Origin of the sequence: Candidatus Pelagibacter sp. Uisw_092 (assembly GCF_047729545.1) — a bacterium.
GTDB lineage: Bacteria > Pseudomonadota > Alphaproteobacteria > Pelagibacterales > Pelagibacteraceae > Pelagibacter.
Genome location: NZ_CP159824.1, coordinates 1101839 through 1119997, shown reverse-complemented (window position 1 = coordinate 1119997; position 18159 = coordinate 1101839). Strand labels below are relative to the sequence as shown.

General features: G+C 28.5%; 18 protein-coding genes. 12 read left to right on the top strand and 6 right to left on the bottom strand.

Going from position 1 to position 18159, the window contains the following annotated elements; all coding sequences use genetic code 11:
- The first annotated feature begins 30 nt into the window (after positions 1–30).
- The 4 genes from ABXT63_RS06235 to ABXT63_RS06220 all read left to right on the top strand — a co-directional run bounded on the left by ABXT63_RS06235 (position 31) and on the right by ABXT63_RS06220 (position 3576).
- The gene (locus tag ABXT63_RS06235) at positions 31–1593 is read left to right on the top strand and encodes a lysine--tRNA ligase (RefSeq protein ID WP_415320707.1); all 1563 of its coding nucleotides are present in this window, start codon (positions 31–33) and stop codon (positions 1591–1593) included.
- Positions 1593–2636 carry a quinone-dependent dihydroorotate dehydrogenase gene (locus ABXT63_RS06230; protein ID WP_415320706.1) on the top strand — a complete coding sequence of 348 codons (1044 nt, stop codon included), beginning with the start codon at positions 1593–1595 and terminating at the stop codon, positions 2634–2636. The genes ABXT63_RS06235 and ABXT63_RS06230 overlap by 1 nt, the downstream gene beginning before the upstream one ends.
- 62 nt (positions 2637–2698) lie before the next feature.
- Entirely contained in the window at positions 2699–3022 is a 324-nt protein-coding gene (gene rpmB / locus ABXT63_RS06225) for a 50S ribosomal protein L28 (protein ID WP_415320705.1), read from the top strand.
- Positions 3022–3576 (top strand): queuosine precursor transporter, encoded by a 555-nt coding sequence (locus ABXT63_RS06220; protein ID WP_415320704.1) that lies wholly within the window; start codon positions 3022–3024, stop codon positions 3574–3576. Before rpmB ends, ABXT63_RS06220 begins: the two co-directional genes overlap by 1 nt.
- On the opposite strand, the gene speB is transcribed toward ABXT63_RS06220, so the two are convergent.
- The 3 genes from speB to ABXT63_RS06205 are packed head-to-tail and all read right to left on the bottom strand — an operon-like array spanning position 3573 to position 6672.
- On the bottom strand, positions 3573–4448 hold the full coding sequence (gene speB / locus ABXT63_RS06215; protein ID WP_415320703.1) for an agmatinase: 876 nt from the start codon (positions 4446–4448) through the stop codon (positions 3573–3575). The two genes, ABXT63_RS06220 and speB, sit on opposite strands and share 4 nt — an antisense overlap.
- A 2-nt stretch (positions 4449–4450) precedes the next feature.
- On the bottom strand, positions 4451–5494 hold the full coding sequence (locus tag ABXT63_RS06210; RefSeq protein WP_415315066.1) for a 1,9-bis(guanidino)-5-aza-nonane synthase: 1044 nt from the start codon (positions 5492–5494) through the stop codon (positions 4451–4453).
- The gene (locus ABXT63_RS06205; protein WP_415320702.1) at positions 5494–6672 is read right to left on the bottom strand and encodes a type III PLP-dependent enzyme; all 1179 of its coding nucleotides are present in this window, start codon (positions 6670–6672) and stop codon (positions 5494–5496) included. Before ABXT63_RS06205 ends, ABXT63_RS06210 begins: the two co-directional genes overlap by 1 nt.
- A gap of 146 nt (positions 6673–6818) precedes the next feature.
- On the opposite strand from ABXT63_RS06205, the gene ABXT63_RS06200 reads away from it, so the two are divergent.
- Positions 6819–7382, top strand: coding sequence for an ActR/PrrA/RegA family redox response regulator transcription factor (locus ABXT63_RS06200; protein WP_415320701.1), 564 nt, complete (start codon positions 6819–6821; stop codon positions 7380–7382).
- On the opposite strand, the gene ABXT63_RS06195 is transcribed toward ABXT63_RS06200, so the two are convergent.
- Entirely contained in the window at positions 7375–7926 is a 552-nt protein-coding gene (locus ABXT63_RS06195) for a biotin transporter BioY (protein WP_415320700.1), read from the bottom strand. The two genes, ABXT63_RS06200 and ABXT63_RS06195, sit on opposite strands and share 8 nt — an antisense overlap.
- Positions 7927–7958: 32 nt before the next feature.
- Positions 7959–8888: an ABC transporter ATP-binding protein gene (locus tag ABXT63_RS06190; protein ID WP_415320699.1), complete on the bottom strand. Its 930-nt coding sequence runs from the start codon at positions 8886–8888 to the stop codon at positions 7959–7961.
- 50 nt (positions 8889–8938) lie between these two features.
- Here ABXT63_RS06190 and polA point away from each other — a divergent pair, with 50 nt between their 5' ends.
- Genes polA through ABXT63_RS06155 form a run of 7 tightly spaced genes read left to right on the top strand, consistent with a single transcriptional unit; the run spans position 8939 to position 17440 of the window.
- Entirely contained in the window at positions 8939–11713 is a 2775-nt protein-coding gene (polA, locus tag ABXT63_RS06185) for a DNA polymerase I (RefSeq protein ID WP_415320698.1), read from the top strand.
- 50 nt (positions 11714–11763) lie between these two features.
- Complete coding sequence (locus tag ABXT63_RS06180) at positions 11764–12471, top strand: response regulator transcription factor (RefSeq protein WP_415320697.1); 708 nt, start codon at positions 11764–11766, stop codon at positions 12469–12471.
- Positions 12471–14009 carry a sensor histidine kinase gene (locus ABXT63_RS06175; RefSeq protein ID WP_415320696.1) on the top strand — a complete coding sequence of 513 codons (1539 nt, stop codon included), beginning with the start codon at positions 12471–12473 and terminating at the stop codon, positions 14007–14009. Before ABXT63_RS06180 ends, ABXT63_RS06175 begins: the two co-directional genes overlap by 1 nt.
- Before the next feature lie 43 nt (positions 14010–14052).
- Positions 14053–15339, top strand: coding sequence for an adenosylhomocysteinase (gene ahcY, locus ABXT63_RS06170; protein WP_415320695.1), 1287 nt, complete (start codon positions 14053–14055; stop codon positions 15337–15339).
- Positions 15323–15799, top strand: coding sequence for a tRNA (adenosine(37)-N6)-threonylcarbamoyltransferase complex ATPase subunit type 1 TsaE (tsaE, locus tag ABXT63_RS06165; RefSeq protein WP_415320694.1), 477 nt, complete (start codon positions 15323–15325; stop codon positions 15797–15799). Before ahcY ends, tsaE begins: the two co-directional genes overlap by 17 nt.
- Positions 15786–16751 (top strand): aminoglycoside phosphotransferase family protein, encoded by a 966-nt coding sequence (locus ABXT63_RS06160; RefSeq protein WP_415320693.1) that lies wholly within the window; start codon positions 15786–15788, stop codon positions 16749–16751. The genes tsaE and ABXT63_RS06160 overlap by 14 nt, the downstream gene beginning before the upstream one ends.
- Positions 16748–17440 (top strand): sugar phosphate nucleotidyltransferase, encoded by a 693-nt coding sequence (locus ABXT63_RS06155; RefSeq protein WP_415320692.1) that lies wholly within the window; start codon positions 16748–16750, stop codon positions 17438–17440. The genes ABXT63_RS06160 and ABXT63_RS06155 overlap by 4 nt, the downstream gene beginning before the upstream one ends.
- Here ABXT63_RS06155 and ABXT63_RS06150 read toward each other — a convergent pair.
- Complete coding sequence (locus ABXT63_RS06150; protein ID WP_415320691.1) at positions 17426–18142, bottom strand: 2,3-bisphosphoglycerate-dependent phosphoglycerate mutase; 717 nt, start codon at positions 18140–18142, stop codon at positions 17426–17428. The genes ABXT63_RS06155 and ABXT63_RS06150 overlap by 15 nt on opposite strands.
- Between the last annotated feature and the right edge of the window lie 17 nt (positions 18143–18159).

The following is an 18159-nucleotide window of genomic DNA, read 5'->3' as shown; positions in this document are numbered from 1 at the left end:
GTAAATATAAGATATTTCTTATTAAACAAAGTGATTGAAAAAGATAATTTAGATAAAACTAACGCATGGCCCTTTGTTGAGGCTAAAAAAATGTTGCGTGAAAGAAAATCCTTTATTGAAAAAAAGGGTAAAATTATTTTACAAACTGGTTATGGTCCAAGTGGATTGCCTCATATTGGAACTTTTGGTGAGGTTGCCAGAACATCAATGATGGTTAATGCCCTAAAACAGCTTACCGATATACCAACAGAAATTATAACGTTTTCAGATGATATGGATGGTTTTAGAAAAGTTCCTGAGAATGTTCCTAATCAAGAATTGCTAAAAAAAAATCTTCATAAACCTTTAACTCAAGTACCAGATCCATTCCAAAAATTTTCAAGCTTTGGTGAACACAATAATGAAATGCTAAAAGATTTTTTAGACAAATTTAAATTTAAGTATAGTTTTAAAAGTTCCACAATTCTTTATAAGAGTGGTTTTTTTAATTCTACTTTACAGGTAATTTTAGAAAATTACCAAGGTATTATGGATATAATTCTTCCAACACTTGGTAAGGAAAGACAAAAAACTTACAGTCCCTTTTTACCTATATGCCCAGATACTGGAAAGGTTTTAGAAATTCCAGTTTTAGAAATCTTAAAAGAAAAATCTAAAATTATTTTTGATAATAATGGAAAAAAATTTGAAACAAGTATTTTAGATGGACAATGTAAATTACAGTGGAAAGTGGATTGGGCTATGAGGTGGTACGCGCTTGATATAGATTTTGAAATGTATGGAAAAGATTTAATAGAAAGTGCAATATTATCCTCAAGAATAGCTAAGTTAATTGGAAAAACAAACCCATCTGGTTTTGCTTATGAACTTTTTTTAGATGAAAAAGGGGAAAAAATTTCTAAGTCAAAAGGTAACGGGATCACCATTGATCAATGGTTGGATTACGCATCTCCTGAAAGTCTTTCATTGTATATGTATCAAAATCCTAAAAGAGCAAAAAAACTATATAAAGAAATAGTTCCAAAAACAGTTGATGAATATTTGGATTTTATAGAAAAAGCAAAAAACCAAAACGAATTACAGCTATTAATGAACCCAGTCTGGCATGTTCATAGCGGAGCAATTCCACAAGAAGATACTATTATGAGTTTTTCAATGCTTTTAAATTTAGTAGAGGCAAGTAATGCAAATTCTAAGGAATTACTTTGGAAGTTTGTAAAAAAATATAAAAAAGATATTTTAGAAAAAGATCATATAATTTTTGATAAATTAATAGGCTACGCTATTAAATATTTTAATGATGTAATTAAGCTACAGAAAAAATATAAAAAACCAAATTCAAACGAAAAAATGGCATTAGAGGCTCTAGTTAAAACCCTTGATGATTGTAGTGATGAAATGTTACCTGAAGATATTCAAACATTAATTTATTCAACTGGAAAAGAAAATGGGTATTCAGAAAATCTACGTGATTGGTTTAAATTAATTTACGAAGTTGTATTCGGAGATGAAAATGGACCAAGGATGGGTTTTTTCATAAGTTTCTTTGGGGTTAAAGAAACTAAAGAATTAATAACAGAAAAAATAAAATAATGTTTTCAAAATTTAGATCACTAATTTTTAAACTTGATCCTGAAACTGCTCACAATTTAGCAATTAAGTCTTTAAAATTAAATTTAACACCAAATTTAATGGATGAAAATAAAGATGATTCAATGTTTAAGACCAAACTATTCGGTAAAGAAATAGATAACCCAATTGGAATGGCTGCTGGATTTGATAAAAATGCTGAAGTTTATAATTCTTTATTTAAACTTGGATTTGGGTTTGTTGAGGTGGGGACCGTTACACCACTCAAACAGTATGGAAATTCAAAACCAAGAGTATTTAGATTGGTGGAAGACGAAGCACTTATAAATAGATTGGGATTTAATAATTTAGGATCAGAAAGCGTAAGTAATAGAATTCGATCAAATTTGAATAAGGGTTTATTGGGAATTAACATAGGGCCTAATAAAGATAGTGAAGATAGATTAAATGATTATTTAATTGGACTTAGAACCTTTCATGACATTGCTGATTATATTACGGTTAATATTTCCTCACCTAATACAGAAAACTTAAGAAGTTTTCATGATGAAACTAAATTTGATGAATTAATGAATTTAGTTAAAGAAGAAAAAATTAAGCTTAAATCTAAAATACCAATTGTTGTAAAAATTTCTCCTGATATTTCAGATGAACAAATTGAAGTATTAAGTAAAATATTGTTAGAACACAAAGTAAGTGCAATAATTGTTTCAAATACAACCGCAGAAAATAGAGGTAAATTAAAAAATATACTGAAACATCAAAAGGGTGGTTTATCTGGAAAACCTCTTGAAGAAGAGGCTAATAAATTAATAAGTAAGTTTTATAAATTATTAAAAAATAAAATTGAAATTATTGGAGTAGGTGGTGTGGACTCAGGTGAAAGTGCTCATAAAAAATTTTTAGCTGGTGCAAGTTATGTTCAATTATATACTGGTATGGTTTTTCAAGGCCCTAATATTGTTGGAAAGATAAAAAAAGAACTAAAAGAAATATTAATTGCTGATGGGATTAAGAATTTTAGAGAAATAATAGGCAAGAAATAGCCCAATTAAAGCTAATAAACTTGACGAGGTCACTGACTCATCTTATATAGTCAATAAATATTATGTCTAAAAAATGCGAATTAACTGGTAAAATACCCATGAAAGGTCACAATGTTAGCCATGCTAATAACAAGACCAATAGAAGATTTTTACCAAATTTAAAAAAAACAAAATTTACAAGTGAACTTTTAAAAAGAAGCTTAACATTGACTGTAAGTAACGCGGGCATGAGATGTGTTGATAAAAAAGGTACTTTTGATGAATTTTTAAAGACAGTAAGAAATAAAAATATATCACCGAGATTAAAAAAATTAAAAAAAAGTATATTAATTAAATCACCATTTGTAAAAAAAATACCCAAAGTATCTCCTAGTAAATCAGCTTAATGAAAAAAGTTTTTATAACACTCTCATTTTTAATGGGGATTGTTGTCTTAGCATCAAATTATTTAGTACAATTTCCAATTAATTATTATAGTTTAGAAGAAATACTAACCTATGGAGCGTTTAGTTATCCTGTTGCTTTTCTGATAACAGACCTAGCAAATAGAGCATATGGGAAAGTTGTTGCTAGAAAAATTGTTTATATCGGGTTTATTATAGGAATTGCATTCACATTATTTTTTTCAACAAACTTTGTAGATGTAATTTCAGTCAGAATAGCTATCGGATCTGGTACGGCGTTTTTAGTTGCACAATTATTAGATGTTCAAATTTTTGACTATTTAAGACAAATGAAATGGTTTGTTGCTCCATTAACTTCATCCATAATTGGATCTACCGTTGACACTTTTCTGTTCTTTTCTATCTCATTTTATGCAACAGGTATACCTTGGATAACATTATCCTTAGGAGACTTAATGGTTAAAGTATTAGTTGCATTGCTAATGCTAATTCCATTCAGAATATTATTAGGAACACTTAAGACTTCTAAAGCTTAATAAAAAAATTTGTAAGATAAAATTTTATAAGCAAGTTTTGCTACAAGAAAATTGTAAGAGTTAAAACCTTTTATAGGAGAAAGTTCATTTATATCAGCACCAACAATATTAGAGTTTTTAGCAGCTATCCGTATAATATTTAAAGTTTCATCCCATAATAGTCCACCTGGTTCAGGTGTACCTGTTGCGGGCATTATACTTGAATCTAAACCATCAACATCAAATGTTAAATAAACTGTTTTATTCTTTATCATTTTTTTAAATTTTTTTAAGTCCCATTTACTTTTGTCTTTTGCCCAAAAGATATCAATTCTAGATGAGTTTTTTTTTAAGAATGGTATTTCACTTTGAGATATATTTCTGATCCCAAACGAGATTATTGAAACATTTTTATGATCAAGACATCTCCTAATAGCTGAAGCATGAGAAAATTTTTCTCCATTATAACTCTCCCTTAAATCTGCATGTGCATCAAAATGTAGTAGGCATATTTCTTTGTGTTTTTTTACAAATGGAGCAATACATCCGGGTGTTATTGAGTGCTCCCCACCAAAAGTGATTGGAAATAGTTTTTTATCTAATATTTCTTGATTTATATCAGACATCTTTTTAAGAGCTTTTTTAATGTCTTTATCAATTTTAAATGGTTTTAAAGTTTTAATTCCAATTTTTTTGTAGGGTTCACAATGTAATTCTTCATCATATAATTCAACTTGATGTGATGCTTTGATAATTTCTTTAGGGCCATTACGAGTTCCACCACCATAACTTACAGTTTTTTCTAAACCAAATGGAACAACTACTACTTTTTCTTTAAAATTAACATCATTGTCAATTCCTAGAAACCCGTTTTTATTAGAAAGATATTTCAATTTTATTTAAATATTTTTGAGAAGTTTTTTCTCGTTCTATTTTTCCAGTCACCTTTATGATAAGCATCACTTGCAATCAAAGGAAGGACACTAGTTGCTTCTGCAAAAACCATTTGTTCTTTTGCAATATCTACTTTACCCCAAGAGCTTGCTTCTTTTAATGTGGAGCTACTACAAGCACCATCCCTAGAATCTGCCACTGTAATTTGCACTGCATACTTATGCATCTCAACCTCTTTTCCTAAAAGTTCAGCACAGATAACAGTATCTTGAACAAAATTTTTTGGTACTCCTCCACCAATCATAAATAAGCCAGATCCTTTCGATTGAATCTTTATTTCAGTTAATTCACGAAGTTCTCTAATAGAATCTATCGTAATATGGTTTTTAGGATTATTTTCTTGGTGAGTGACTAATCCAAAACCAGCACTTGAGTCTGTAAATGCGGGACAAAAAATGGGAACATTATTGTCATATGCTGTTTCAATTAAAGAATCTTTTTTTTTAGAATTTTTCTTTAAATATTTTCCCATTTCATAAATAAATTCTCTTGATGTATAGCTTCTTGGATCAAGTGTATCTGCTATTTCACATATTTTTTGATCACATTCCTGTAACTCTTCTTCATCAATATATGTATCGTAAATCCTATCTATATAATTTTTCCTTAATTCAGTGTCATCTTGAAACTGCGAACCTTGGTAATGTTTAAAGCCTAAAGCTTCAAAAAAATCCATATCAACTATTGAAGCTCCTGTAGCAATAATTGCATCAACCATATTATATTTAACTAAATCTTTATAAATATTCATACATCCTGCGGCAGAAGTTGACCCAGCAAGCGTTAAAAAAATTGTGCAATCTTTATCTTGAATCATTTCATTAAAAATATTGGCTGCATTTGCTGTTTCTCTTGAAACAAAAGACATTTTTTCCATTGAGGAAATTATTTTCCTTGCATCAAACGAAGTAATATCGATGTGTTCAACGGGATTTTGTAAGAAGCTTTTTTTGCTATTATGAGTTAAATTTTTGTTTTCTGACATTAAGCAACTAATATACCTTTATTGCTCTCTTTACCATATAACGTCATTATAGGTTCGTCTTCTACTTCATAAATTTCATTAGAATAAAAACCATTAAATTGAGTTCTGAAAGTTAGACCGTAGGCTCCAAGTTGACCTAGCTCAATATAATCATTTTCCTTAATATTATTTGGAAGTAGAAATGGTCCCTTCATGTAATCCATACTATCACAAGTAGGGCCATAAAAATCAAAAGCAGTTAGTTTTTTTGATATTGCTCTTCCACTTTTAATCAAACGAGAAGGGTAGACTATGTTTGGTGTACCCGCATCAAAAAGAGTTCCATATGTTCCATCATTTATATAAAGTTTTTGTTTTTTTCTAAGATTTACTCTTACGATTGTTGACCCACTTTCTGCAACTAATGCTCTTCCGGGCTCACATAATATTTCAGGAAGTTTTTCCAACTTTAAATTTGATAAACCTTTTTTTATTTCTTCAAAATAATTATCCAAAGATTGAGGTACAAGATCTGGATAAATTGCAGGAAATCCACCTCCAATATTAATATAATCTGGAATAATTTTAGTTTTTTTTATTATATTTCCAATGTCTGCAATCCCTTTTGTATATGAAATAGGATGCATACATTGAGATCCCACATGGAAACTTAAACCTATTTTTTTTGCATATTGCTTTGTTAATCTCAATAAAGCAGACGCCTCAGATATGGACGCTCCGAATTTTGTTGATAAATCTATTTCAGCATGCTCATTTGAAACGGCTACTCTTACAAATAATTTAAGGTCTTTTGCCTCGTTAGTTGTTTCAATAATTTTTATTAATTCATCTTTAGTATCAAGGGAAAAAGCTTTAACATTATAATTAAAATAAGCTTCTTTAATACTTTCTCTACTTTTGACTGTATGCATATATGAACATTTTGCATTAGGATTAATTGCTCTTATATCTTTAATTTCTTGAATAGAGGCTATATCAAAGTTCTCAATCCCACTCTCTACTATTGTTTTTAGTACCTCAGGATGTGGGTTAGTTTTTACTGCATAAAGTACTTTACCAGGAAATTTATTTCTAAAATATGTAGAAGCTAATTGTATTGATTTTTTCCTAATACAGTAAATAGGTTTTTCTGGCTTTAGTTGATTTATAAGATCATCAACTGTTTTAAATTTTTGCATTATATCTCCAAAAAAAATTTAATAAAAAAAAGTTTTTAAAAATACTTAAAAACTTTCATATAAATTATGCAATTAAGGCAATAATTAATTAATGTAAAGTAAATAATAGATATTGAAATTATAAGATTAGGCACCATATTAATTGGATGGCTGAACTGAATAATTTAAAAAAAATTGGTGATTTTGACAATAAAACCTTATTAATCGTTGATGATGACAATCCTTTCAGAGACAGACTTGCTAGAGCAATGGAAAAAAAAGGGTTTGAGGTTTTTCAAGCTGAGAGTGTACAAAAAGGAATACTATCTGTTAAAGAAAAAAAACCAGGCTTTGCTGTTGTTGACCTTAGACTAGCTGATGGAAACGGGCTTCAAGTAGTAAAACAAATTCAAATTTCTAATCCAAGTAGTAGAATTATAATGTTAACAGGATATGGAAATATTCCAACGGCTGTAGCTGCAATTAAAGAAGGTGCAATTGATTATCTTGCAAAGCCAGCAGACGCAGATGATGTTGAGAAAGCATTACTAGCTGATCCAGAGAAAAAGGCTGAACCACCAGAAAACCCTATGTCGGCTGATAGAGTTAAGTGGGAACATATTCATAGAGTTTTTGAATTATGTAATAGAAATGTATCTGAAACTGCTAGAAGACTTAACATGCACAGAAGAACCTTACAAAGAATTCTATCTAAAAGATCCCCTAGATAAATTTTCTAAATTTAACAATCTTTTTAGCCAATATAGTCAATAAGCAAATTTTGAATAATTCAGCTAATAAAAATGGTGTAACTCCCAATTGAAGAATTGGTTTATCCCATCCAATTAAAGTTCCAAGCCAAATAACACCAAATATATAGATTGCAGAAACAGAAAATATTAATTTTCCAAAAATTATAAAAATATTTTTATTAAGATTTAAATAGCCTGCAAAAAAAGAAGCAAATAAAAATCCAATTAAATATCCCATTGTTGGACCAGTAAAATAAACTATTCCAATACCTTTTTCTGGTGAGTTAGAAAATACAGGCATTCCTAGAATACCCTCTAGAAGATAAACAGCTACAGATGCTAGGCCAATTTTATATCCAAAAGCAATTCCCAAAAAAAGAACTACAAAAGTTTGCATTGTCATAGGCACAGGATAAAATGGTATTTTTAATTTAGCTGAAATAGTTAAAGCCATTGTTCCTATAAAAATTAGAATAAATGTTTTTAATACTTTTTGAATTGAATTTGTTTTTAATAGATCCATATCTACAAATTACTATTTATTAATGTGATAATCTAGTTTTTTATTAGTCTTAAAAAAACATCCTCTAAATCACCATCATCAGTTGAAATATCTATAATTTTTACGTTATTTTTCTTAATTAAATTAATTAATTCTTCCATGTGAATTTTACTTTTTTCATAAGAAACGCAAACCTCATTATCTAAGTGTGAGATTATTTTTAAAGAATCTAGATCATCATTGTTAATATTAATCTTTATGTCAGTTTTTAAGGTTACTTTTTTGGTTTGAATTCTATCTAATAAATTCTTAGTACTGTCTAGGGCAACAATATTTCCTTTATTTAATATAGCTATTTGGTCACACATCTCTTCAGCCTCTTCAAGATAATGAGTTGTTAGAATGATAGTTACACCAAGTTCATTGAGTAATTTTACATTTTTCCATAAATTTTGTCTTAACTCCACATCAACACCAGCCGTAGGTTCATCCAAAATAACTATTGGTGGCTGATGAACTAAAGCTTTAGCCATTAGTAATCTTCTTTTCATTCCACCAGATAAACTTCTAGCATAGCTGTTAGCTTGTTTTTCTAGGGATACCAATTTTAGAATCGTATCTGTAATTCTATCTTTTTCTTTAATTCCATAGAGACCAGCCTGCAGTTCTAATAATTTTCTTGGACTAAAAAATGGATCAAGATTTACTTCTTGAGGAACTATTCCAACCGAAGCTCTAACTTGTCTTGGGTTCTTATCTAAGTCAAAACCCCAGACATTTACTTGTCCAGCTGTTTTTACCACTGTTCCAGCTAAAATATTTATAAATGTCGTTTTACCTGCACCATTAGGACCAAGAAGACCAAAAATTTCTCCTTCTTTCACGTCTAAGTTTAAATTATTTAATGCATGATTATCTTCAGCCTGTTTACTAGAATAAATTTTTTTTAAGTTTTTAACAGAAAGAATATTTTTTTGCTCCATGCGTGTTAATACATTTACAGTATTTAAAATAATTAAGATAATATTAATTAATGAATAAAATAAAAAAAACAGATCATTTTTATTTAATAGATGGTTCAGGTTATATCTTTAGGGCTTATTATGCATTACCACCCTTAACTAGAAAAAGTGATGGCCTGCCTGTGGGTGCGGTTAGTGGTTTTTGCAGTATGCTATTCAAATTATTAGAAGATTCAAAATCAAATGAAAATCTACAAAAACCAACACACTTTGCAGTAATCTTTGATGCGGCGAGAAAAACTTTTAGAAATGAAATTTATTCAGATTATAAAGCAAACAGGTCAGAAGCCCCAGATGATTTGGCACCACAGTTTGAATATATAAGAAAATCTGTAGTCGCTTTTAATTTACCATCTGTCGACCTTCCAAACTATGAAGCAGATGATTTAATAGCAACTTATGCAGAACAAATTTTAGCAAAGGGTGCCAAGGTAACGATAGTTTCTTCAGATAAAGACTTGATGCAATTATATAGAAAAGATGTTCGTTTATTTGATCCAATGAAAAACAAATTTATAACAACAGAAGATATAGTAACTAAATTTGGAGTAGGTCCAGAAAAAGTTATTGATGTTCAATCCTTAGCTGGAGATAGTAGCGATAATGTTCCTGGAGTTCCAGGCATAGGGGTTAAGACTGCAGCAGAACTCATTAATAAGTATGGTACTCTAGAGAAGTTGCTAGATAATGCACAAGAAATAAAACAAAATAAAAGAAGAGAAACACTTATAGAAAACAAAGATAAAGCGATTATTAGTAAAAAATTAGTGACACTAATGAAGGATGCTCCAGTTGAAAAAAAGATAGAAGAATTTCAACTAAAAGAAATTGATAAGGATAAATTATATAAATTTTTAAGAGAAATGGAATTTAATAGGCTTCTTAGTTCTGTTATTTCTGCATATGGAGAACCTGAATTAGGAGAAACTGTATTAGAAATAATACATAAGAAAAAACAACAAAAGATAAATAAAAAAAACTACCATCTAATCACTAGTGAAAAAGAAATAGACGAGTGGATTAATGAAGCAGAAGAAGCTGGTGAGCTGGCAATTGATACTGAAACAAGTTCATTAGATGCACATCAGGCAGATTTAGTTGGTATCTCATTAAGTACAAAAGTAGGTAAAGCTTGCTATATTCCAATAGGTCATAAGTTTAAAGGATGTTTAAAAAAAGAAGCTGTAATTAAAAAGTTGAAACCACTTTTAGAAGATAAGAGTATAAAAAAAATAGGTCAAAATATTAAATTTGACTTTATTGTTTTATTTAAGCAGGGAATAAACATGAACTCAATGGAAGACACAATGTTGATGTCTTATGTGTTAGATGCAGGAAAAAATAGACATAACATGGATACTTTGTCTGAGATTCATCTCCAACATAAAACAATATCATTTAAAGAAATTGTTGGTACTGGAAAAAAAGAAATAAATTTTAGTGATGTAGAGCTATATAAAGCGATGGAGTATGCGGCTGAAGATGCTGATATCACTTATAGGCTATATAAAATATTTAGTAAAAATTTAAAATTAGAAAAATTGACTAATATTTATGAAATTTTTGAAAAACCTTTAATTAAAATATTAGCATTTATGGAAATTGAAGGAATAAAAATTGATCATAATTTTTTAAAAGTATTGTCTGAAAAATTTGAGAAAAAGATTAGTAGATTAGAAAAAGAAGTTTTTAAAATTTCAAAAAAAGAATTCAATATTGCTTCACCAAAACAATTAGGTGAGGTCATTTATAATGATTTGAAGATTGCTGTACTTAAAAAAACTAGAAAAGGAAGCTTTGCAACCAACGCAAGTGTGCTTGAAGATCTAGCATTTAAAGGACATAAATTTCCTCAATTAATTCTAGATTGGCGACAAGTATCTAAGCTTAAAAATACTTATTCAGATTCTTTGCCAGAACACATTAACCCAAATACAAAACGAGTACATACTTCCTTTCTATTAGCAGCAACAACAACAGGAAGGCTTGCTTCTAGTGATCCAAATTTACAAAATATTCCCATCAAATCTGAGGATGGTAAAGATATAAGAAAAGCATTTATATCTGAAAAAGGATACACATTAATCTCAGCTGATTATAATCAAATTGAAATGAGAATTTTAGCAGATCTTGCAGACGTTAAAGAACTAAAAAAAGCATTTAAAAATAATGAAGATATTCACTCGCTAACAGCTAGCCAAGTATTTAATGTTGATATAAAAAAAGTTGACCAAGACATGAGAAGAAAAGCTAAAGCAATTAATTTTGGTATTATTTATGGAATTTCTCAATATGGATTAGCAAAACAAATTAATGTTTCAAATCATGAGGCAGATGAATTTTTAAATGCTTATTTTTCAAGGTTTCCAGAAATAAAAATTTATATGGATAATACTATTAAATTTTGTAGAAAAAGTGGCTATGTAAATAATATTTTTGGACGCAGATCTCATTTTAACGGAATTAACGATAAGAACTTTAATGTAAGAAATTTTCAAGAAAGAGCATCAATAAACGCACCCATACAAGGCTCTGCTTCAGAAATAATGAGACTTGCAATGATTAGACTTGATAAGAAATTTGAAAATTTAAAAAATAATAAGTCAAAAATTTTATTACAAATACATGATGAATTAATTTTTGAAGTTCCAGAAAAAGAAGTGAAAACTATTACAAAAATAATTCAAGAAGAAATGACCAGTGTCACAGAAAGTGACTTGCATTCATTTTCAACCCCGTTAACAGTAGATGTAAATACAGGTGATAATTGGGGAATACTTCATTAAATTAAGAGCATTGCCTAAATTAGAACAATTTAGTATTTTTAAAGTAGTTTATGCACAAACAAACAATAGCGCTAATAGATGATGATAGAAATATACTTACAAGCATAAGTATAGCACTTGAAAAAGAAGGCTTTAAAGTTCAAACTTATATTGATGGTGAGAGTGCGTTAATTGGATTAAGCAGAACACCACCCGACCTAGCAGTCATTGATATAAAGATGCCAAAGATGGATGGTGAAGAACTTTTAAAAAGATTAAGAAAAAAAACATCTCTTCCAGTAATTTTCTTAACATCAAAAGATGATGAGATAGACGAACTACTAGGATTAAAATTAGGTGCAGATGATTTTATTAAAAAATCAGGAGGGTTTTCTATAAAGGTTTTAATCGAGAGAATTAGAATTCAACTTAGAAAAAAAGATATTAATGTTAATCTTGAAGAAACAAAAAGTATCATAGCCCACGGTAAACTTAAACTTGATCCTTCACAACTGGAGTGTGAGTGGGATGATAAACAGTTACCAGATAAGTTAACTACTACAGAATTTTTGATAGTTAAAGAGCTGGCTAAGAGGCCTGGGATAATTAAAGAAAGAGCTCAGTTAATGGACATTGCTTATAGGGAGGACACTGACATTGAAGACAGAACTATAGATAGCCATGTTAAGAGAATTAGAAAAAAATTTAAAAAGGTTGACCCTGAATTTACCGCAATAGAAACAAGATATGGCAGTGGATACAGATGGAATGTTAGTTAATGTTCAGTGATTTTCTTAAAAGTTTATCTATCTTAAAAAAATTTTTATTTATCAATTTAATAGTTTTTTTAGTTATTGGCAGTTTAACACTAATATATATTGGAAATGTTAAACCTAATTTAATAAAGAATAAAAAAAGTAAACATATTCAAATAATAGACAATACAATTGAGCATATTTTAAGATTGAATATTAAATTTGAAGAAGAGGATATTAGAAGATTTTTATTTTCAACAAGATTTTTATTTCAAAATTTAGATAGAGTTATTTTATTTGATAATCAATATAACTTAGTAGGAGACACTGATACATTGGATTTAGACCCAAGATCTTTCTCTAATAGATTAGATATAGTCCAACTAGAAATTTTAAATGAAGAAACAAGCAAAAAGATCACTGAAAAAAAAAATATAAATAAAGAAAAAACTGTTTCTATAAAAGATATTTTGACAAATTACTCATGGTCAAAAGATTATGGAAAGCCATTCACCTTTTCACAGGAAGGATATGATAAATTTTTATTAACAACTGTAAAAAATGTGACAGTCGATGGAAAAAATATTGGTTATTTAGCGATATCCGAAAACGCTAATGATATTAGAGCTGCAATTAACGAAAGAAAAACTTTTATATTAAGAACTGCAATCTTTGTTGGAATAGTAATCTTTGTATTTTCTTTTGTTTTAAATAGGTATTTTCTCAAACCCATAAAAAATTTAGTAACTTATACAAAAATAATAAAAGAAAAGAGTAAAAAAAAAACAAATATAAAAGAACTTAAAAGTAGAAACGATGAATTGGGAACATTATCAAATTCACTAGATGACATGACAAATGAACTTCAAAAAAGAATTTTTCATGCTGAAAATTTTTCAACAGATCTAGTTCATGAAATTAGAAATCCATTAACATCATTAAAAAGTGCCTCTGAAATATTGCATGAAACAGAAGATTATGAGCAAAGAACTAAATTAATAGATATTCTTAATCATGATGTACAAAGGATTGAAAGGTTAATTACAGATTACTCTCAGATATTAAAAGATGAAGTTGCTTTAAGTAAAGAAAAAATGAAAAAAATTGATTTAAAAGTAATTGTAAAATCTGTAGTTGATGATTTTAATAATATCTATGAAACAAAAAGAAGTATTCAAATAATTTTGAATGACTTAAATAGTCAAGAAGAGTATTTTATTAATGGAATAGAAAACAGAATAGAGCAAATTATTGCGAATTTATTAGATAATTCAATTTCATTTAGTGAAAATAATAAAAAAATTTTAGTTGAGGTCTCAAAAAATGAAAGTGAGAAGATAATTTTGAAAGTTATTGATGAGGGAAAAGGTTTTAAAGAAACAAACACAAAAAAGATATATGATAGATTCTATAGCAATAGACCTGATAATTTTGGTGAACATTCAGGATTAGGGTTAAATATTGTAAAAAACTTAGTAGATTTACATGGTGCCACTATTTATGCCTCTAATAATATTACAAAAAAAGGTGCAAATGTGAAGATTGTATTCCCCAAAGTCTAATCATAAGTTGATTAATTAATTTTTTCTTATATAAAACCGAGCAATGAATGATTTTAAAGTTAAAGACATATCACTAGCAGAATTTGGAAGAAAAGAAATTTCTATAGCAGAAAGTGAAATGCCGGGACTAATGGCATTAAGAGAAGAGTATTCAGGAAAAACACCCTTAAAAGGAGCAAAAATTTTAGGATGTCTTCATATGACAATTCAAACGGCAGTTTTAATTGAAACTCTTGTAGACCTTGGAGCAGAAGTCAGATGGTCTTCTTGTAATATTTTTTCAACGCAGGATCATGCAGCAGCAGCAATAGCTGAAGCTGGAATACCTGTTTTTGCTTGGAAAGGTGAAACTGAGGAGGAAGCCATATGGTGTATAAGACAAACAATTGAAGGAAAAAAAGACTGGAAAGCAAATATGCTATTAGATGATGGTGGTGATTTAACTGCAATGATGCATAGCGATTATAAAGATTTGTTAAAAGAAATAAAAGGTGTTTCAGAAGAAACAACAACAGGAATCAAGGCATTAAATAAAATGGAAAAAGATGGAACGTTAATGATTCCAGCAATCAATGTTAACGATTCAGTTACAAAATCAAAATTTGACAATCTCTATGGCTGTAGAGAAAGTTTAGTAGATGGAATCAGAAGAGCTACAGATGTTATGATGTCAGGTAAAGTAGCAATTGTGGCAGGCTTTGGTGATGTTGGAAAAGGTAGTGCTGCATCTTTAAGACAGAGTGGTGCAAGAGTTATGGTTACAGAAGCAGACCCGATTTGTGCACTTCAAGCAGCAATGGAAGGTTATGAAGTAGTTTTAATGGATGAGGCAATTGATAAAGCAGATATAGTGGTTACAGCTACAGGTAACATTGATATTGTCACAGCAGACCATATGAGAAATATGAAAGACAGAGCAATATTGTGTAATATCGGTCACTTTGATAATGAAATTCAAGTAGAGGCTTTGCAGAATTATAAATGGACAGAAGTCAAGCCTGAGGTTGATGAAATAGAATTGGTTGATGGAAAGAGAATTATCCTATTAGCAAAAGGTAGATTGGTCAACTTAGGGTGTGCAACTGGGCACCCAAGTTTTGTAATGAGTGCTTCATTTACAAATCAAGTGATGGCACAAATAGAGCTTTGGGACAATCATAAAAATTATGAAAATAAAGTTTATGTTCTACCAAAATCTTTAGATGAAAAAGTAGCCATGCTTCACTTAAAAAAGGTTGGCGCAAAGCTAACAAAATTATCAAAAGACCAAGCTGACTACATAAGTGTGGAAACAGAAGGTCCATTCAAGCCAGATGCATATCGCTACTAATAGCGAAGAAATAGATATCACTTCAGAAGTTAAGACAGCTGAAATAGCAAAAAAATTTTCAAAAATATTAAAAAAAGGGAATGTAGTATTTTTTCATGGTGAAATCGGCGTTGGAAAGACAACATTTATAAGATATTTAATAAACCACCTTCAAGAGAACAATAATCTAAATCTAACAGAAGTTACAAGTCCTACATTTAATTTAGTAAATGAATATGATGTAGGAATTTTTATAATCCAACATTATGATTTATATAGATTAAACAGCAATGATGAGGCCAAAAACATTGGATTATTTGAAAACCAAAATTTTTTTTTAACACTAATTGAATGGCCTGAAAAAATTCATAATAAAATTCATAATAAAATTGATTTATACTTTGAATATGGGGAAGATATGAACAAAAGATTTTTATCTATTAAAGGTTTAAGTAATGAAAAATTAAATGAGATCAGCTAAATTAACATTAAAAAAGATTAAGGGTGATGCATCATTTAGGTCTTTCTATAGAAAAAAAGATGATAAAAGAAACTCCATTATAGTCTATGCCAAAAAAGAAAAGGAAAAAAATCTATTAGTATATGATGCTATAAACAGTTTATTGATTAAAAATAACATTTTAGCACCAAAACTATATAAAGATAATTATAAACAAAGTTTTATAGAAATTGAAGATTTTGGTGATAGTACAGTATTTAAACTGTTAAAAAAAAGTAGAAGTAATAAAATTAATTTATATAAAAAATCTATCGATTTACTTAATGAAATACAAAAAATTAAACAAAGAAAAGTTAAAAACTTTAAAGGAAAAAATTATAAGATTCCTTTTTATGATAGTAATAAATTGTTTAAAGAAGCTAGGTTATTTTATGACTGGTATGCAAAAAAATGTGTATCTAAAAAAAAATTACCAAATCTCAACACTGAAATCTATAAACAAATAAAATTTTTGATATCAAGCCTTAGGTTAAAAAATGATACTTTAGTTCATAGAGATTATCATGTATCGAATTTGATAAAATATAAAAACCGGCTAGCAACTATTGATACACAGGATGCCCTAATAGGTAATAAAGCATATGATTTAGCATCTTTAATTGACGATGTTAGGTTTAAATCAAACAAAAAATTAAAAGATAGTATTTTCAGTTATTATCTAAAATTGAATAAAAATAAAATTAATCAAGCAACTTTATTAAATGATTTTGAAATATTGTCAGTGCTTAGAAATATGAAAATAATTGGCATTTTTACAAGATTAGCAGTGAGGGACAAAAAGGTGAACTATTTGAAATTAATACCTTATGCTTGGAAATTAATAGAATTGAGAATCAAAGATAATAAAATATTTAATAACCTTAAAATAATATTAGATCTCAATTTTTCCAAGAAAATAAGAAATCTTAAATGAAAATTAATACTGCTTTAATTTTGTGTGCAGGGTATGGAAAGAGATTAAACCCTTTAACATTAGATGAGCCCAAGCCACTTTTGAAGATTAACGAAATTACACTACTTGAAAATTGTATAAATTTAATTGAATCTCTAGGAATAAAAAAAGTAATAATAAATACATTTTATTTAGAAGAAAAGATAAAAAATTTTATTAAAATGAAGAAATTTAATTTAGATATAAAAATAATTAATGATGGTAAAGTAATTTTAAATACAGGTGGAGGAATTTTAAATATGATTAATTCTTCAAGTGACTCAGATTTTCTGACTTTAAATCCAGATACTGTATGGGATAAGAGTTATGTTGATGTTATCCAAAATATGGAAAAGTTTTATTTTTCTAGCAAAATTAAAAATGTACTTTTGGTTGTAAATAAAAATCTTAGTTTTGACAAAAAAATAAAAAGTGATTTTAATCTCATAGAAAATAAAATAAAAAAAGATAATCAAAATGATTTGATTTACACAGGATGCCAAATAATCAATAAAAGTTTATTCGAGGCCTATACAGTTAAAAATTTTTCAATGTCAGAAGTTTGGAATGAATTAATTAGTAAAAATAAGCTAGGCGGCTATGAAAGCTCAGAAGATTTTTATCATTTGACAAATTTGAAAGTTTATGAGGAGCTACTAAAAAATAATTAAATCTTTAGCTCTGTCTTTATCTAAATATTTACATTCGATAATTTCTTGCTTTGAATTTAAATTAATTAGGAGCGGGTTGCCAGTTGGTATTTCAAGCATAGATATCTTTTTATTGTCTAGTTTAAATAAAAACTTACATAAGGCTCGAATTGAATTACCATGAGCTGAAATTAACATATTCTTATTATCTAATAATTTATTTTGAATATCAGAATTATAAAATTCTATTACCCTATCGTATGTATCTTTAAGTGATTCTGTATCTGGAATTTTTTCTCTAGGAATAGTTTCGTATGTATCAATATTTATAGGATGATATGGATTATTTCTACTTAATGGTTCAGGTTTTATGTCCCAAGATCTTCTAAATTCATGAATTTTATCTTCACCAATTTTTTCCTTCATCTCATCTTTATTTAGTCCAGTTAATGCTCCATAATGTCTTTCATTTAATTGCCATGCCCTTATTGGTTTTTTGTTATCTCTTAACGTATCTTGAATTAGTTTCAGAGTGTTAACAGCTCTTAATTGAAATGATGAGTAGAAGTAATCTATATTTATCTTCAATTTTTTAATATACTCACCAGATTTGCATGCTTCTAATTTTCCTTGGCCGGTAAGATCTACATCAACCCACCCAGTAAATTTTCTTTCCAGGTTCCATTTACTTTGACCATGTCTAACTAAAATTAAATGAGGCATATGATATATTTTGATAA

Bases quoted from the DNA above. Each gene is read 5' to 3' on its own strand.
- ABXT63_RS06230 (WP_415320706.1), top strand. From the start codon at position 1,593: ATGTTTTCAAAATTTAGATCACTAATTTTTAAACTTGATCCTGAAACT.
- rpmB (WP_415320705.1), top strand. From the start codon at position 2,699: ATGTCTAAAAAATGCGAATTAACTGGTAAAATACCCATGAAAGGTCAC.
- ABXT63_RS06220 (WP_415320704.1), top strand. From the start codon at position 3,022: ATGAAAAAAGTTTTTATAACACTCTCATTTTTAATGGGGATTGTTGTC.
- ABXT63_RS06210 (WP_415315066.1), bottom strand. From the start codon at position 5,494: ATGTCAGAAAACAAAAATTTAACTCATAATAGCAAAAAAAGCTTCTTA.
- ABXT63_RS06205 (WP_415320702.1), bottom strand. From the start codon at position 6,672: ATGCAAAAATTTAAAACAGTTGATGATCTTATAAATCAACTAAAGCCA.
- ABXT63_RS06200 (WP_415320701.1), top strand. From the start codon at position 6,819: ATGGCTGAACTGAATAATTTAAAAAAAATTGGTGATTTTGACAATAAA.
- ABXT63_RS06195 (WP_415320700.1), bottom strand. From the start codon at position 7,926: ATGGATCTATTAAAAACAAATTCAATTCAAAAAGTATTAAAAACATTT.
- ABXT63_RS06190 (WP_415320699.1), bottom strand. From the start codon at position 8,888: ATGGAGCAAAAAAATATTCTTTCTGTTAAAAACTTAAAAAAAATTTAT.
- polA (WP_415320698.1), top strand. From the start codon at position 8,939: ATGAATAAAATAAAAAAAACAGATCATTTTTATTTAATAGATGGTTCA.
- ABXT63_RS06180 (WP_415320697.1), top strand. From the start codon at position 11,764: ATGCACAAACAAACAATAGCGCTAATAGATGATGATAGAAATATACTT.
- ABXT63_RS06175 (WP_415320696.1), top strand. From the start codon at position 12,471: ATGTTCAGTGATTTTCTTAAAAGTTTATCTATCTTAAAAAAATTTTTA.
- ahcY (WP_415320695.1), top strand. From the start codon at position 14,053: ATGAATGATTTTAAAGTTAAAGACATATCACTAGCAGAATTTGGAAGA.
- tsaE (WP_415320694.1), top strand. From the start codon at position 15,323: ATGCATATCGCTACTAATAGCGAAGAAATAGATATCACTTCAGAAGTT.
- ABXT63_RS06160 (WP_415320693.1), top strand. From the start codon at position 15,786: ATGAGATCAGCTAAATTAACATTAAAAAAGATTAAGGGTGATGCATCA.
- ABXT63_RS06155 (WP_415320692.1), top strand. From the start codon at position 16,748: ATGAAAATTAATACTGCTTTAATTTTGTGTGCAGGGTATGGAAAGAGA.
- ABXT63_RS06150 (WP_415320691.1), bottom strand. From the start codon at position 18,142: ATGCCTCATTTAATTTTAGTTAGACATGGTCAAAGTAAATGGAACCTG.